The organism is Eikenella sp. Marseille-P7795, assembly GCF_916618725.1.
GTDB classification, from domain to species: Bacteria; Pseudomonadota; Gammaproteobacteria; order Burkholderiales; family Neisseriaceae; genus Eikenella; species Eikenella longinqua.
Genome location: NZ_CAKAJZ010000002.1, coordinates 463,329 through 479,565, shown reverse-complemented (window position 1 = coordinate 479,565; position 16,237 = coordinate 463,329). Strand labels below are relative to the sequence as shown.

At 57.9% G+C, this 16,237-nt stretch carries 12 protein-coding genes; 4 read left to right on the top strand and 8 right to left on the bottom strand.

Features of this window, described 5'->3' with window-relative positions; translation table 11 throughout:
- Window positions 1-74 precede the first annotated feature (74 nt).
- The 3 genes from rpoC to LG371_RS05865 all read left to right on the top strand — a co-directional run bounded on the left by rpoC (window position 75) and on the right by LG371_RS05865 (window position 6,434).
- Window positions 75-4,253, top strand: coding sequence for a DNA-directed RNA polymerase subunit beta' (rpoC, locus tag LG371_RS05875; RefSeq protein ID WP_225747995.1), 4,179 nt, complete (start codon window positions 75-77; stop codon window positions 4,251-4,253).
- Window positions 4,254-4,644: 391 nt separating this feature from the next.
- Entirely contained in the window at window positions 4,645-5,595 is a 951-nt protein-coding gene (locus LG371_RS05870; RefSeq protein ID WP_225747994.1) for a replication endonuclease, read from the top strand.
- 8 nt (window positions 5,596-5,603) lie between these two features.
- Window positions 5,604-6,434 (top strand): transposase, encoded by an 831-nt coding sequence (locus LG371_RS05865; RefSeq protein ID WP_225747993.1) that lies wholly within the window; start codon window positions 5,604-5,606, stop codon window positions 6,432-6,434.
- 314 nt (window positions 6,435-6,748) lie between these two features.
- Here the strand turns inward: LG371_RS05865 and LG371_RS05860 are convergent, their stop codons facing one another.
- The gene (locus LG371_RS05860; protein WP_067590298.1) at window positions 6,749-7,510 is read right to left on the bottom strand and encodes a class I SAM-dependent methyltransferase; all 762 of its coding nucleotides are present in this window, start codon (window positions 7,508-7,510) and stop codon (window positions 6,749-6,751) included.
- A 331-nt stretch (window positions 7,511-7,841) separates the two neighbouring features.
- Entirely contained in the window at window positions 7,842-10,586 is a 2,745-nt protein-coding gene (gene secA / locus LG371_RS05855) for a preprotein translocase subunit SecA (RefSeq protein WP_225747992.1), read from the bottom strand.
- Between the two features lie 284 nt (window positions 10,587-10,870).
- On the opposite strand from secA, the gene LG371_RS05850 reads away from it, so the two are divergent.
- Entirely contained in the window at window positions 10,871-11,347 is a 477-nt protein-coding gene (locus LG371_RS05850; RefSeq protein WP_067590292.1) for a DciA family protein, read from the top strand.
- 306 nt (window positions 11,348-11,653) lie between these two features.
- On the opposite strand, the gene LG371_RS05845 is transcribed toward LG371_RS05850, so the two are convergent.
- The 6 genes from LG371_RS05845 to LG371_RS05820 all read right to left on the bottom strand — a co-directional run bounded on the left by LG371_RS05845 (window position 11,654) and on the right by LG371_RS05820 (window position 16,165).
- Window positions 11,654-13,387, bottom strand: a complete 1,734-nt coding sequence (locus LG371_RS05845) for a potassium/proton antiporter (protein ID WP_225747991.1) — start codon at window positions 13,385-13,387, stop codon at window positions 11,654-11,656.
- A gap of 92 nt (window positions 13,388-13,479) precedes the next feature.
- A complete protein-coding gene (locus LG371_RS05840; RefSeq protein WP_225747990.1) occupies window positions 13,480-13,695 on the bottom strand; it encodes a hypothetical protein in 216 nt (71 codons plus the stop codon).
- Between the two features lie 17 nt (window positions 13,696-13,712).
- Complete coding sequence (locus tag LG371_RS05835; protein ID WP_225747989.1) at window positions 13,713-13,946, bottom strand: hypothetical protein; 234 nt, start codon at window positions 13,944-13,946, stop codon at window positions 13,713-13,715.
- Window positions 13,947-14,049: 103 nt separating this feature from the next.
- Entirely contained in the window at window positions 14,050-14,343 is a 294-nt protein-coding gene (locus LG371_RS05830) for an H-NS family nucleoid-associated regulatory protein (RefSeq protein ID WP_067590283.1), read from the bottom strand.
- Window positions 14,344-14,484: 141 nt separating this feature from the next.
- Window positions 14,485-14,793 (bottom strand): Grx4 family monothiol glutaredoxin, encoded by a 309-nt coding sequence (gene grxD / locus LG371_RS05825; protein ID WP_225747988.1) that lies wholly within the window; start codon window positions 14,791-14,793, stop codon window positions 14,485-14,487.
- A 109-nt stretch (window positions 14,794-14,902) separates the two neighbouring features.
- Window positions 14,903-16,165, bottom strand: coding sequence for an RsmB/NOP family class I SAM-dependent RNA methyltransferase (locus LG371_RS05820; RefSeq protein ID WP_067590277.1), 1,263 nt, complete (start codon window positions 16,163-16,165; stop codon window positions 14,903-14,905).
- Window positions 16,166-16,237: the final 72 nt, after the last annotated feature.

Here is a 16,237-nt window from a genome sequence, read left to right as displayed (position 1 = left end):
TCCATATTTTTCAGGTAGCCTGAGGCTACCTGAAACAGAGTGAGCAAAATATAAAATCCTGATTAGGAGCAAAAATGAATTTGTCGAACTTGTTTAACCCCCTGCAAGCCGCAGGCATGGAAGAAGAATTCGATGCCATCAAGATCGGCATCGCCTCGCCGGACACCATCCGCTCTTGGTCTTACGGCGAAGTGAAAAAGCCGGAAACCATCAACTACCGTACCTTCAAACCTGAGCGCGACGGCCTCTTCTGCGCCAAAATTTTCGGCCCGGTGAAAGACTACGAATGCTTGTGCGGCAAGTATAAGCGCTTGAAGTTTAAAGGCGTGACCTGCGAAAAATGCGGTGTGGAAGTTACCCTGTCCAAAGTGCGCCGCGAGCGCATGGGGCACATCGAGCTGGCCGCGCCCGTGGCCCACATCTGGTTCTTGAAATCACTGCCCTCCCGCCTCGGCATGGTGCTGGACATGACCCTGCGCGACATCGAGCGCGTATTGTATTTCGAAGCCTTCGTGGTAACCGACCCCGGCATGACCCCGCTGCAACGTCGCCAGCTGCTCACCGAAGAAGACTACTACGCCAAGCTGGATGAATACGGTGAAGATTTCGACGCCAAAATGGGTGCCGAAGGCATCCGCGAGCTGCTGCGTTCGCTGGACGTGCCTGCCGAAATCGAGATTTTGCGCCAAGAGTTGGAAAGTACCGGCTCCGAAACTAAAATCAAAAAGTTGGCCAAGCGTTTGAAAGTATTGGAAGCCTTCCACCGTTCCGGCATGAAGCTGGAGTGGATGATTATGGATGTGCTGCCCGTGTTGCCGCCCGATTTGCGTCCGCTGGTGCCTCTGGACGGTGGCCGCTTCGCCACTTCCGATTTGAACGACCTGTACCGCCGCGTCATCAACCGCAACAACCGCCTGAAACGCCTGCTGGAGCTGCATGCGCCCGACATCATCGTGCGCAATGAGAAACGCATGCTGCAAGAAGCCGTGGACAGTCTGTTGGACAACGGCCGCCGCGGCAAAGCGATGACCGGCGCCAACAAACGCCCGCTGAAATCCTTGGCCGACATGATTAAAGGCAAAGGCGGCCGTTTCCGCCAAAACCTGCTGGGCAAACGCGTGGACTACTCCGGCCGTTCCGTGATTACCGTTGGCCCCTACCTGCGCTTGCACCAGTGCGGCCTGCCGAAGAAAATGGCGCTGGAGCTGTTCAAACCGTTTATTTTCCACAAGCTGGAAGTGCGCGGTTTGGCTGCTACCATCAAAGCCGCCAAGAAACTGGTGGAGCAGGAAGTGCCGGAAGTGTGGGACATCTTGGAAGAAGTGATCCGCGAACATCCGATCATGCTCAACCGTGCGCCGACGCTGCACCGCTTGGGTATCCAAGCCTTCGAGCCGATTCTGATCGAAGGCAAGGCCATCCAGCTGCATCCTTTGGTGTGCGCTGCGTTTAACGCCGACTTCGACGGTGACCAAATGGCCGTGCACGTGCCGTTGAGCCTGGAAGCGCAGATGGAAGCCCGCACCCTGATGCTGGCCTCCAACAACGTGCTCTCGCCTGCCAACGGCGAGCCGATTATCGTGCCCTCGCAGGACATCGTATTGGGTCTGTACTACATGACCCGCGACAAAATCAACGGCAAAGGCGAAGGCAGCCTGTTCTCCGACGTAAAAGAAGTGCACCGCGCTTATTACACCAAACAGGTGGAGCTCGGCACCAAGATTACCGTGCGCCTGCAAGAATGGGAGAAAAACGACCAAGACGAGTTTGAGCCGGTAACCAAGCGCTACGAAACCACCGTCGGCCGTGCGTTGCTCTCCGAAATCCTGCCCAAAGGCCTGCCGTTTGAATACATCAACAAGGCGCTGAAGAAAAAAGAAATTTCCCGCCTGATTAACGCCTCGTTCCACCTGTGCGGCCTGCGCGACACGGTGATTTTCGCCGACCACCTGATGTACACCGGCTTCAGCTTCGCGGCCAAAGGCGGCATCTCCATCTGCGTGGACGACATGGAAGTGCCGAAAGAAAAAGCCAAGCTCTTGTCTGAAGCACAGAAAGAAGTGAAGGAAATCGAAGACCAATACCGCCAAGGTTTGGTGACCAACGGCGAGCGCTACAACAAAGTGGTGGATATTTGGGGTCGTGCCGGCGATAAGATTGCCAAAGCGATGATGGACAATCTTTCCAAACAGAAGGTGATCGACTGCGAAGGCAAGGAAGTGGATCAGGAGTCGTTCAACTCCATCTACATGATGGCCGACTCCGGCGCCCGCGGTTCCGCCGCCCAAATTAAGCAGCTTTCCGGTATGCGCGGCCTGATGGCCAAGCCGGACGGCTCGATTATCGAAACGCCGATTACCTCCAACTTCCGCGAAGGCCTCACCGTATTGCAATACTTTATCGCCACCCACGGTGCGCGCAAAGGTTTGGCCGATACCGCGCTGAAAACCGCCAACTCAGGCTACCTGACCCGCCGTTTGGTAGACGTTACCCAAGATTTGGTGGTGGTGGAAGACGATTGCGGCACCAGCGACGGCTTCGTGATGAAGGCTGTGGTACAGGGCGGCGACGTGATTGAAGCCCTGCGCGACCGCATTTTGGGCCGAGTTACCGCGCAAGACGTGGTGGATCCTTCCAGCGGCGCCACCTTGGTGGAAGCCGGTACCCTGCTCAACGAGCAGCTGGTGGATTTGATCGACCGCTCCGGCGTGGACGAAGTGAAAGTCCGCACTCCGATTACCTGTAAAACCCGCTACGGCCTGTGCGCCAAGTGCTACGGCCGCGATTTGGCACGCGGCAAACTGGTGAACACCGGCGAAGCCGTGGGTGTGATTGCCGCACAATCCATCGGCGAACCGGGTACCCAGCTGACCATGCGTACCTTCCACATCGGTGGTGCCGCCTCGCGTGCCGCCGCTGCCAGCCAGGTGGAAGCCAAATCCAATGGTACCGCCCGCTTCAGCAGCCAGATGCGTTATGTGGCCAACAATAAAGGCGAGCTGGTGGTGATTGGCCGCTCCTGCGAATTGGTGATTCACGACGAAGTGGGCCGCGAACGCGAGCGCCACAAAGTGCCCTACGGCGCCACCTTGCTGGTGCAGGATGGCTCTGCGGTGAAAGCCGGCCAAACCCTGGCCACCTGGGATCCGCACACCCGCCCGATGATTACCGAATACGCCGGCCGCGTGCGCTTTGAAAACGTGGAAGAAGGCGTAACCGTTACCCGTCAAACCGACGAAATCACCGGCCTTTCCACTTTGGTGGTGATCGACGGCAAACGCCGCTCCAGCAGCAGCAAACTGCTGCGCCCGACCGTGAAACTGCTGGACGAAAACGGCGAAGAAGTCACCGTGCCCGGCACCGAAACGCCAGTATCCATGGCCTTCCCCGTGGGCGCGGTGATTACCGTGCGCGAAGATCAGGAAGTGGGCAAGGGCGACGTGCTGGCGCGTATCCCGCAGGCTTCTTCCAAAACCCGCGACATCACCGGCGGTCTGCCGCGCGTGGCCGAGCTGTTTGAAGCCCGCGTGCCCAAAGACGCCGGCATGCTGGCCGAAGTAACCGGCACCGTCTCCTTCGGTAAAGAAACCAAGGGCAAACAGCGCCTGGTGATCACCGATTTGGAAGGTGCGGCACACGAAACCCTGATTTCCAAAGAGAAACAGATTTTGGTGCACGACGGCCAAGTGGTGAACCGCGGCGAGATTATCGTGGACGGCTCGGTGGATCCGCACGACATCCTGCGCCTGCAAGGCATTGAAGCCCTGGCGCGCTACATCGTGCAGGAAGTGCAGGAAGTGTACCGCTTGCAAGGCGTGCGCATTTCCGACAAGCACATCGAAGTGATCATCCGCCAGATGCTGCGCCGCGTGAACATTGCCGACCCCGGCGAAACCGGCTTCATCACCGGCGAGCAAGTGGAACGCGGCGACGTGATGCAGGCCAACGAACGCGCGGCTGCCGAAGGCAAAGAGCCAGCACGCTTCGACAACATCCTGCTGGGCATCACCAAAGCCTCGCTCTCTACCGACAGCTTCATTTCCGCCGCTTCCTTCCAGGAAACCACCCGCGTGCTCACCGAAGCCGCCATCATGGGCAAGAAAGACGACCTGCGCGGCCTGAAGGAAAACGTGATTGTGGGCCGACTGATTCCCGCCGGCACCGGCTTGACCTACCACCGCAGCCGCCGCGCGCAGTGGCAGGCGCACCACGAGGCGCAGGTAAACGAAAAGGTGGACGAAGCCGCCGAATAAGGCTTGAGGCTACCTGAAAATAAAAGGCTGAAACCGCATGGCAGGTTTCGGCCTTTTGTTTTCAGGTAGCCGCATGGCTGGCGGGATGGGTGGCACACGGCAGGTGGTGTGTAGCGGGCTAAAGGCTGCCTGAAAGCGTGGCGCGGCAAAATTTCTGCAGCGCCAAAGTTTTCAGGTAGCCTTTTCTTGAGTTGAGGCTACCTGAAAACGATACATGCTTGTTTTCAATAAGGTTGAAGCCGTATTTTCAGGTAGCCTTATATTACGCCCCGACAACAGGGGCAAGCAGTAAAAACCAATCTGAACAGTATCTTAGGCGGTTGCTTGACAGCCAGCCTGCATTCGAGTAAGCAAAGATTGCCCTTGTGTCATAGACCAAGGGCGATTTTTTATGAAACTCAAGCAACAGATGATGAAGCAGGGCAAGGCAAGCATAGCGAGCCGAAGCCTTCCTTGTCTGAATAGAAACAACTCAACCGAAGCCAAGACGGCACCTTCGAAATGGTGCAGTCAGGCCGATAATGCCGAAGCTGCACAGGTTCGGCTGAATGAGTTCACGACCGCCCACCGCAAATCAGCCTATGTGCTGCAACTCAACGTCAAGTCTTTTATAGACCGCCACGGCATCGACCGCGTTGGATTTTTAACGCTGACTTTTGCCGACGAAGTCAAATGTCCGAAAGAAGCACAGCGTCGCTTCAACAGCCTACGAACCCACTTTCTCAAAAAACATTACCCCCAATACATCCGCGTAGTCGAACGCACCAAAACAGGCCGCATACATTACCACCTGCTAGTAGCCTGCAAGGAAAACATCCGCCGCGGTCTGAACTTCCGCCAAATCGCCGCCCGTAATTACAAAAGCGCGAATGCCGCGATACGCGGTCACTGGGCACGCCTGCGCGAAGCAATGGGCAAATACGGCTTCGGCAGAAGCGAACTAATGCCCGTCAAAACCAACAGCAAAGGCTTGGCAAACTACATTGCCAAATACATAGGCAAGCACATAAACGCACGGATAAGCGCAGACAAAGGCGTTCGCTTATGCCAAACCAGCCAAGACAAAGGCTTTCGCTGGAAGATTGCGACAAGTGGCTTTCAATTCGTAAGCGAAGGGTCGAAGCAATGGCGGCAGAAACTCGCCAAGTGGGCGCAAGAATGGGACAGCTACTTTTTCTACAAAACCCTGAAGGAAAGCAAAACACGGGGCGAACCGCAAAACTACATATCGATAAACCCGAAGATTTCCGCCCCAGCATGGACGGCAAACCGTGGACAGCCCCAGCCTACGCACCGCAAAACACAGCCATTTCTACGATGCCCTACCCTGTCGCCTGTGTGAAATACACCATGAACTATTTAGGAATAGATGTAAGCAAGAAAAAAATAGATTGCTGCCTAATCGTAGAGGATAAGTACCTACATCGCGTATTGAAGAACGACCAAAGCGGATTTGAGAAGCTGCGGGATTGGCTCAAGAAGTACACGGACAAACCCGTTTACGCCTGTTTGGAAGCGACAGGCATTTATAGCGAACACATCGCCGATTGGCTGCATGATGAAGGTCATAGCGTAGCGCTCGTCAACCCGTTAAGTATTAAGAAATTTGCAGAGATGCAATTGCTGGCAGTCAAAACAGACAAGCAAGATGCCAAGACCATCGCCAAGTATTGCCAGATGACACAACCCACGCTGTACGCACCGCCGCCGAAATCTGAACGGCAGTTAAAGGCGCTAACCCGTCAAGTTGAATATTTAAAAGAAATAGTAGTGGCCAATCAAAACCGCTTTCAGGTAGCCCAAGACATCACTACTCCCATCATTGCCGACACAATAGCGCATCTTCGGCAGCAGATTGCGCAAGTCGAGCAGCAAATTCAAACGCACATCAAGCAAAGTCCAGACCTCAAAGACAAGGCCGACCTGCTAAAGTCGGTTCGGGGCATCGGTGCAGCGACGATACCCCACCTGATAACGCTGTTCGGGTTCAAGACGTTTAGCACGGCAAAGGCTGCGATTAAGTACGTTGGATTAAACCCCATTATCAAACAAAGCGGCGAAAGAAAAACAAGGTTTATCTCTATCTCGAAACAAGGGGATAAGACTATTCGAACGGCGTTATATTGCCGGCAGTCCGCGCATTCAGTTTGCCCGAATGGCAGCCGTTTGTTAATCGTTTGAAGGCTTCCGGCAAGACGGGCAAGCAGATTGTTTGCGCAATAATGCGGAAGCTGTTGGTGTACTGTTTTACCGTGTTGAAGAGCGGCAGACCCTACGACCCGCAAATACAAGCAGCCTGAATGGCTTTAGCTCCGCAGGAGGTAAAGGCAGGCAGGTTGCCGCCAAGCGAAGCGCGGCAGCTAAATGGTTGTCGCTTCGCAAGGGGTAAAATACGCCGAAAAATCAATAGAGATGCGGTTATTTAACTAACATTTACACAGTGAAAATTTGACAAGATATGTAACAGTATCTTTTGTTTGGAATCCGGCAGGCGTTTAGGCGGGCTTGCGGCTGCACACGGCGATAAAGCCCAGGCTTTGCGCGGGGTCGTTGAAGGTGCAGTACATGCACTTGAAGGTGGCGCGGTTTTCGGCTTTGAGTGCGTTTTTGAGGATGTGCAGGGTGCGGCGCCAGCCTTCGTCGTGCAGTAGGCCGGCGGGGGAGAGCAGGGTCATGCCGCCGCTGAGGGTGGTGATGTCGGCAAAGCCGCCTTGGCGGAACAGCTCCGTCCAGGCGCTTTCGGTGAGCGGGGTAACTTTAACTTGGATGGTGTCGCGCAGGCGCTGGACGGCGGCTTCGGTGTCGTGCGTGCTGACGACGACGTCGTGGGTGAGCAGCACGCCGCCGGGTTTGAGCACGCGGAAGTATTCGGCCACGGCCATTTGTTTGTTGGCGAGCGGGAGCATGGTGAGCATGGCTTCGTTGATGACGATGTCGAAGCTGTTGTCGGGGAAGGGCAGAGCGGTGGCGTTGGCGTGCTGCACTTGCACGAGCTGCTCCAGGCCGGCGGCGGCGATGTTCTGCCGGGCTTTGGCCAGGGCGTTTTCGTCTAAATCGACGCCGGTGATATGGCAGCCGAAGCGTTGGGCGAGGCCGACGGTGGTGGTGCCCATGTTGCAGGCTACTTCGAGCACGCGGCTGTCGGGGGTGAAGCGGGCTTGGCTGATGAGCCAGTCGGTGGCGCGGCGGCCGCCGGGGCGCAAGCGGGTTTTGCCGAGGCGGGCGAGGAAGTGGTGGCCGGTTTGGTCTTTGGACATGATGCTCTCCTGTGTGGTGTGGACGGGGTTGCCGGAGAGGCTACCTGAAAATAGGCGCAGGCGGCTTGCTGCGGCAGCGGGGAAGGCTTGGAGAGTGGTTTGAAGCGCCGGATGATTATTAGTGTGCGAAAGGGCGGCGCTGATGGGCGTTTATACTGGAAAAGGGCGGGGGCGGCAAGCGGGTGCTGGAGGCTACCTGAAAAAAGGTGGCTTTGGGAGGAGGATATTTTCAGGTAGCCTATACGCGTTGGTTTGGGGTAAGGGAAAGGCTACCTGAAAACGGAGTTTTGGTTTTCAGGTAGCCTTTGATGCTCAGCTTAGGCCGGGCAGTTTAGTCCAGCTTGCCGTGGCATTGTTTGTAGCGCAGGCCGCTGCCGCAGGGGCAGGGGTCGTTGCGGTGTACCAGTTGGCCGCGGGCGGCAAGGGCGGCGGGGCTGAAGTCGTCGCTGGCAAATTCGGCGGCGGCTTCGGGGCTGCCGTTGGCGGCTAGGAAGGTAACGTCGGGCGCGGGGGCGTGGGTTTCCTGGTAGTCCACCGGGATGGGGGCGCTTTCTTCCGCCGCGGGCTCGTTCAGCTCGAAACGCACTTGCGACAGGAGCTTGGCGGTTTCGCCGCGGATGCTCTGCCACAGGTTTTGGAACATTTCGAAGGATTCGATTTTGTATTCCTGTTTCGGATTTTTCTGGGCATAGCCGCGCAGGTGGATGCCTTGGCGCAGATAATCCATGGCGGAGAGGTGTTCGCGCCATTGGCTGTCCATCACTTGCAGGAAGATGTTGCGCTCGAATTGATGCATCAGTTCGGGGCCAACGAGGTTGGTTTTGGCGGTGTAGGCGAGGTCGGCCAGCTGCCAGGCGCGCTCTTTTACGTCTTGGTTGTCGAGCGTGGGGTCTTGCTTGAGCCATTCGGACACGGGGGCGTCGATGAGAAATTCGGCGCGCAATTGTTTTTCCAGCGCGGGCAAGTCCCATTGTTCTTCGATGCTGTCGGCGGGCATGTAGAGATCGACCAGGTTGTCTACGGCTTCGCGGCGGATTTCGGTCATCAGCTCGGAGTTGTCTTCGGTTTCCAGCACTTCGTTGCGGCGGCTGTAGATGACTTTGCGCTGGTCGTTGGCCACGTCGTCGTATTCCAGCACTTGTTTGCGGATGTCGAAGTTGCGGCCTTCCACTTTACGCTGGGCGCTTTCAATCTGGCGGGTGAGCAGGTTGGCTTCGATCGGGATGCCGCGTTCGGGGGCGAGCTTGTCCAGCAGGGCAGCGTGGCGGTCGAGGGCGAACAGGCGCAGCAGCGGGTCTTCAAACGAGAGGTAGAAGCGGCTGGAGCCGATGTCGCCCTGGCGGCCGGCGCGACCGCGCAGCTGGTTGTCGATACGGCGGCTTTCGTGCCGCTCGGTGCCGACGATGTGCAGGCCGCCGGCGGCAATCACGCGGTCGTGCTCTTCCTGCCAGCCGTCTTCCAGCGCTTTGATGCGCTGTTCTTTTTCTTCTTCGCTCAAATCGGGGTTGTTGCGGATGATGTGGCTGAGGTGTTTCACGTTGCCGCCGAGCACGATGTCGGTGCCGCGGCCGGCCATATTGGTGGCCACGGTAATCATGCCGGTTTTGCCGGCCTGCGCCACGATGTCGGCTTCGCGGGCGTGTTCTTTGGCGTTCAGCACGTTGTGCGCCAAGCCGGCGCGGGAGAGCAGGTTGGACACCAGCTCGGAGTTTTCGATGCTGGTGGTGCCCACGAGGATGGGCTGGCCTTTGGCATGGCGCTCTTTGATGTCGGCCACCACGGCTTCGTATTTTTCTTCGGCGGTGCGGAACACTTGGTCGTTGTGGTCTTTGCGGATCATCGGCCGGTTGGTGGGGATGATCACGGTTTCGAGGCCGTAGATGCTTTGGAACTCGTAGGCTTCGGTGTCGGCTGTGCCGGTCATGCCGGAGAGTTTGCTGTAGAGGCGGAAGTAGTTTTGGAAGGTGATGGAGGCCAGGGTTTGGTTTTCTTTGCGGATTTCCACGCCTTCTTTGGCTTCCACGGCCTGATGCAGGCCTTCCGACCAGCGGCGGCCGGTCATCAGGCGGCCGGTGAATTCGTCCACAATCACGATTTCGCCGTCTTGCACCACGTAGTGTTCGTCTAAGTTAAACAGGCTGTGGGCGCGCAGGGCGGCCATCAGGTGGTGCATGAGCGCGATGTTGGCGGCGGAATACAGCGATTCGCCTTCTTTGAGCAGGCCCATGCGGGTGAGGATTTGTTCGGCGTGTTCGTGGCCGGCTTCGCTGAGCAATACGGTGCGGTTTTTCTCGTCTACCCAGTAGTCGCCTTCGCTGTCTTCTTTTTCCTGGCGGGTGAGCTGGGCGGGCACTTTGTTCATGATCAGATAGAGATCAGTGTTGTCGTCGGCCTGGCCGGAGATGATGAGCGGAGTGCGGGCTTCGTCGATGAGGATGGAGTCCACTTCGTCCACCACGGCGAAGTTCAGCTCGCGCTGCACTTTGTCGCCCAGCTGGTGCACCATGTTGTCGCGCAGGTAGTCGAAGCCGAATTCGTTGTTGGTGCCGTAGGTGATGTCGGCGCCGTAGGCTTCGTGCTTGGCGTCTTGATCCATATTGGCCACGATCACGCCCACTTTCATGCCAAGGAAGTTGTAGAGCGGGCTGAGGATTTCGGCATCGCGCGAGGCGAGGTAGTCGTTTACCGTGACCACGTGCACGCCTTTGCCGGAGAGCGCGTTGAGATACACGGCCAGCGTGGCCACCAGGGTTTTGCCTTCGCCGGTGCGCATTTCGGCGATTTTGCCTTGGTGCAGCACCATGCCGCCGATGAGCTGTACGTCGAAATGGCGCATGCCGAGGGTGCGGCGGGAGGCTTCGCGGCACACGGCAAAGGCTTCTTCCAAAATGCCGTCGAGGGTTTCGCCCTGGGCCAGCCGCTGTTTGAATTCGTCGGTTTTGGCTTGCAGTGCGGCATCGTCGAGCGCTTGGATGGCGCCTTCCATGCCGTTGATGCGTGCCACGGATTTGCGGTATTGTTTCAGAAGCCGGTCGTTGCGGCTGCCGAACACTTTTTTGGCCAGTGAAGTAATCATAAAATATTTAATCCCTTAAGCGGTATTGCCGTTGCCGGTAGTAGAATAGTGGGCATACAAAATAAAAAGAGCCTTGCTACGCCGTTTTATTTTGGATGAACATAACGGGCAATTTTAGCATAATCAAACCCGTTCGCGCTGGTAATATGGCCTGCTTGGGCGGGATTTCAAGCGCGGCGGGCGGGGTTTTTTGCCGGGAGCGGGCCGGACGGCCTGGCGATTGGTTTCGGCCGGGCTTTTGTTGAGCCGTTGATGGTTTGTTTTCTTTTTTCAGGTAGCCTTTTATGTCTGAACTCGACCGCCTTAATCTGGAGCGACACAGCCGCCACGGCCGCGATAATTTGAGCCGCGGTGATGCGGTGCTGCACGATTTGATTGTGCGGGCGGAAAGCTGGCGGCATACGGCGCAAGCGCTGGAGGCGCGGCTGCCGGCCAAGCTGCGCGGCTGTTGCCGGGCGGTGCGGGTGCGCGAGGGGGTGCTGGTGTGGTATGCGGATAACAATATGGCGGCGGCGCGGCTGCGGATGCTCTCGCCTAGTTTGCTGGGGGCTTGGCAGGCGGTGTGCCCGGAGGCGCGGCAAGTGCAGGTGAAGGTGAGCCCGAGGGAGCAGGAGCGGGAGCCGGTGAAACAGGCGCATTTGAGCCGGGCTGCGGCGGAAAAGTGCCGCGAAATGGCGGAGGGCTTGGCGCGGCATCCGGAATTGGCTGAGGCGCTGCGGCGTTTGGCGCGGCATGCGGATGAGGATGTGGAGGAGGATTGAGGCGGGTGCTTAGGTTTGGATATTGTGGATTAACAAAAACCAGTACGGCGTTGCCTCGCCTTGCTGTACTACTTGTACTGTCTGCGGCTTCGTCGCCTTGTCCTGATTTTTGTTAATCCACTATAAGCGCTGCCTTGGCTGCGTCAAGATATCTTTTCAGGTAGCCTTTTTTAGTTGGTTTGTATTTTCAGGTAGCCTTTTGGGGTTTCAGGTAGCCTGTTGCTAAAAAGAAAACAGCATGATGATGAGTCATGCTGTTTTGAATTGGAGGCTACCTGAAAAATGGTGGGCTACCTGAAAAAGGTTTTACCCCGCTTCCGCTGAGCGCGGAATCTTCAGGCCCAGCCATTTGATGTGGCTGTGTTCGTCGAGCTCTTTCACGGTGATTTCGATGCCGCCGATGTTGATGCGGTCGCCAGCCACGGGCACGTCGCCAAAGCGCTGGCGGAACAGGGAAACCAGCTGCAGCCCGGCTTCTTCCGGCTTGGTTTGCAAGCCGTAGGCCTGCGCCAGCTCGTCGGCGCGGGCATCGGGGCGCACCACGAATTCGCCGTAAAACTGCTGCCGGCCAGGCACGTTGCCGGCAAATTGTTCGGCAAACTCTTCGCCTTTGTCTTCCGGCAGCACATACCACACCACATCGCCCGCCTGCATGCGCGTGCTCATATTGGTTTGCAGCATTTCCCCGTCGCGCACCAGGGCGAAGAAGCGGCTACCTGAAAAATCCGCACTGCGCGTCATGGCGTAGGGGTGGCTGTTTTCCGCATCGGAACCGGCTTCCACGGCAAACGACTGCATCAGCACCGGCAGCGTGCGTGTGAGCCACAGCTCGCGGCTGGCCTGCGGCTCGGGCGCGGGCGGGATGACCACGTCCAGCCGACGTGCCGCCACCGGAATGGTGGTGCCCTGCACCAAGAGCGACAAAATCACCACCGCGAAGGTAACGTCGAACAGCAGCATCGAGCCCTGCACGCCCATCATCAGCGGCATCAGCGCCAGCGTTACCGGCACCGCCCCGCGCAGCCCCACCCAGCTGATGTAGATCAGCTCGCGTTTGGCGTAGCGGAACCAGCGGATGGAAAGCCACACTGCCAGTGGCCGCGCCACCAGCATCAGAAACGCGCCGATGGCCAGCGCCTGCCAGCCGTGGTCCAGCAGCCGCGAGGGCGACACCAGCAGCCCCAACACCAAAAACAGCGCCGCCTGCGCCAGCCAGGCCAGGCCGTCCATCACATTCAGTACGTGCTCCGTGGCATTGTTGCGCGAGTTGCCGATAAGCAGCCCGGCCAGATACACCGCCAGAAAGCCGCTGCCGCCGAACATATTGCTCACCGCAAACAACATCAGCCCGCCCGAGGCAATCATCAGTGCATACAGCCCTTCCGCCAGCCGGATGCGCTTGAGGATGAAGGCCAAGAGTTTGCCCGCAGCCAGGCCGAATATCACGCCCAGCCCAAGCTGCTGCACCAGCATAATCAACACCTGCCACAGCCCCGACTGTTCCGGCTGCGCAATCAGCCCGGTAAACGCCGTAACCAGCAGGATGGCCATCGGGTCGTTCAGGCCGCTTTCCAGCTCCAGCGTGGCCGACACGCGCGAATTGAGCCGCACGCCGCTGTTGCGCAGCAGCGAAAACACCGCCGCCGCATCGGTGGAGCCCACGATGGCCGCCATCAGAAAGCCCAGCTTCCAATCAATGCCCAGGAAAAAGGTGGCAAACAAGCCCAGCAGCAGCACGCTGCCCGCCACGCCCGCTGTGGCCAGCACCGACGCCGGCTTGAGCGCGATGCGCACCGTGGACATCTGCGTGCGCAGGCCACCGTCGAGCAGGATGATGGCCAGCGCCAGCTGCCCCACCAGCGCGGCGGCGGTGTAGTTGTTGAAACGGATGCCGCCGATGCCTTCCTCGCCCGCCAGCATGCCCACGCCGAGGAACACCAGCAGCAGCGGCATGCCGAGCCGCGCCGACATACGTGTGGCCACCACGCTCACAAACAGCAGCGAAGCCATAATCAGAAACAGGGTGTTGAACTGTTCCATGCGGGAATCCTTATGGGTGAAACGTTGCGGGGGAAATGCCGAATGGCAGCAATTTTGTTGCCAAAGCAGGCGGGAAAGAGGCTACCTGAAAATTATTCGCTGCCGATGCCGTCGAATTCGGTGCCGTTTTTTAAATAAATTTGAATGCCGCAATCTTCTAAGCCGCCGATCAGCCAGCCTATCGACAGCAGCATATCGGTGCCGTTGCCGTAATAGCTGCGTTTATCGTTTGGGTTGTCCAGCATGATGGTTTCGGGGTTGAGGAATTGCCATATGTTTGCGGCAGTGATTTCGGGCAAATCGGGCATATCCCACTCGCCGCTGTTCAAATAGCTGCCAATTCATCGCATATCCGGCCCGACATTTCATTGCGGTTTTGGTAAAAATTCTGCAACACATTTTGCTGGGCTGCCGTTGGGCCGTTTAATTCGCCATAAATGATCACATTAAAATCATCTTGCCCCAATTCGGGTATCCCCCATCGGCCTTCCCAAATTTTGCGCTGCCCTTGCATGGTTAATTGGCCGATAAGGGGGAAATCGATGGTGTGTTTCAGCATAGGTGTTTGATGGGGTGATGAGGTGAAGATTGCTGGAAAAAGGCTACCTGAAAATAATTGCTTTGATTTTTCAGGTAGCCTTTTGCGGATAGGATGCTCCGGATTACACTAGGAATTTCTTGATGTCGATGCCCTTTTCCTGGGCTTCCACAATCCATTTCGGCCGTTTGCCCACGCCGCCCCAAGTGGCGCCGGTTTGCGGGTTGCGGTATTGCGGGCGGCTCTGCTTTTCTTTCAGGCCAGCTTCTACATCGCTCAGGCTGATATCGAAGGTTTGCATCAGGGAAACGATTTGGTTGACCTTTTTCTTCTTCTCGGAAGCCAGGCGGCGCTGGATGCGGTCTTCCAAGGCTTTTTTCTGTTCTAAAAGTTGGTCGAGGGTTTCACGGCTTGCCATGATTTTTCCTTTGCTGAAGGTTGTTGGAACAAATGTGCGGCCGATTATACGGAATATGGCTTTTTTATGGAAGAAAATAATCAGCCCGCCACGGCTTTTTTATGCGCTGCGGCGGGCTGGTTTGTTTTCGGGAAACGGCGCTTAGGCTTGCAGCAAGGCTTGCAGCTCGCCGGCTTCGTACATTTCCATCATGATGTCGGAGCCGCCCACGAATTCGCCGTTTACATACAGCTGCGGAATGGTGGGCCAATTGGCATATTCTTTGATGCCTTGGCGGATTTCGGGATTTTCCAATACGTTGACGGTGAGGAAGTCGTTGCAGCCGGCGGCTTGCAGGATTTGCACGGCGCGGGAGGAGAAGCCGCATTGCGGGAATTGCTTGGTGCCTTTCATAAACAGCACCACGCGGTTGCCGCTCACGATTTGTTTGATTTCTTCTTGAATGCTCATGGTTTTCCTTTTGGGATTAAATCGGGATAAAAATAATGTGTATGCCGAACTGCAAACGGCCGGTTGAAACGGCGGGCATTATAGCGGATTTGCGGCGGCTTAATCAGCTTTATTCGGGGCGCGCCCACACGGCGGCGAAGAAGCCGTCGGTGCGGTGGGCGGCGGTATCGAGCTGGAGATAGGGGCTACCTGAAAACAGTTCGGGGCAGTCGGGCAGCAATTCGGCGGCGTTTTCCAAGCGCCAATCGGGGTGGGCGGCGCCGAAGCGTTCGGCCTGCCTTTCGTTTTCGGCGGCGAGCACGCTGCAGGTGGCATACACCAGGCGGCCGCCGGGGCGCACCAGGCGGGCGGCGGCTTCGAGGATGGCGGCCTGCTGTTTTTCCAGCTCGGCAATGCGCTCGGGCGATTGGCGGTATTTCAAATCGGGATTGCGGCGCAGCGTGCCCAGCCCGGAGCAGGGTGCGTCCACCAGCACGCGGTCGGCTTTGCCGGTGAGGCGGTCGAGGCGGGGGTCGGTTTCGCTGCCGATGCGCTGCGGGCTGATGTTGGTGAGGCCGGCGCGCACCATGCGCGGTTTGAGTTTGGCGAGGCGTTTTTCGGCGATGTCGAAGGCGTAGAGGCGGCCGCTGTTGTTCATGGCGGCGCCCAGGGCGAGGGTTTTGCCGCCGGCGCCGGCGCAGAAATCCACGATGATTTCGCCGCGCCGCGCGCCGGTGAGGCGGGCGAGCAGCTGGCTGCCTTCGTCTTGCACTTCGATGCTGCCGTCGAGGAAGAGCGGGTGGCGCATGAGGGCGGATTTGTCGTGCAGGCGGATGCCCCACGGCGAATAAGGTGTGGCTTCGCAGCGGATGCCTTCGGCTTGCAGTTGGGCGAGCACTTTGTCGCGCTTGGCTTTGAGGGTGTTCACGCGCAAGTCGAGCGGGGCGGGCGTGGAGATGCTGCGGCCGAAGGCGAGGATGCGTTCGCTGCCCCAGCCTTGAGCTTGCAGTTGGGCGATGAGCCATTCGGGCAGTTCGGCGGCGGTGTTGAGCTGCGCGGCAAACTCGGTTTTGCGGGCTTTCAGGCTGCCGAGGAATTGGGCTTCGTCTTCATCGGTGCAGCCGGCGAGGGCGGAGATGCTGAGGCCGCGGCCGAGCACAAGGGCGGCAAGTGCGGCACGGCGGGACTGGCGCACGGGCTCGGGCAGGGCGCTTTGGATTTTTTGCAGGTGGCGCAGGGCGGCGAATACGGTTTCGGCGATTTCGTGCCGGTCTTGGCGGCCGAGCTTTTTGTGGTTGCGGAAATAGGCGGAAACGAGGGCGTCGGCGGGCTGCTCGAAGCCGAGGACTTGGCCGAGCAGGGTGCTGGTGTGGAGGAGTTGGGCGGGGGTCATTTGGTGTGGTTTGGGATTTCAGGTAGCCTTTGGGATGCGGGTAAGGCTACCTGAAAATTTGTGGATAAGAAA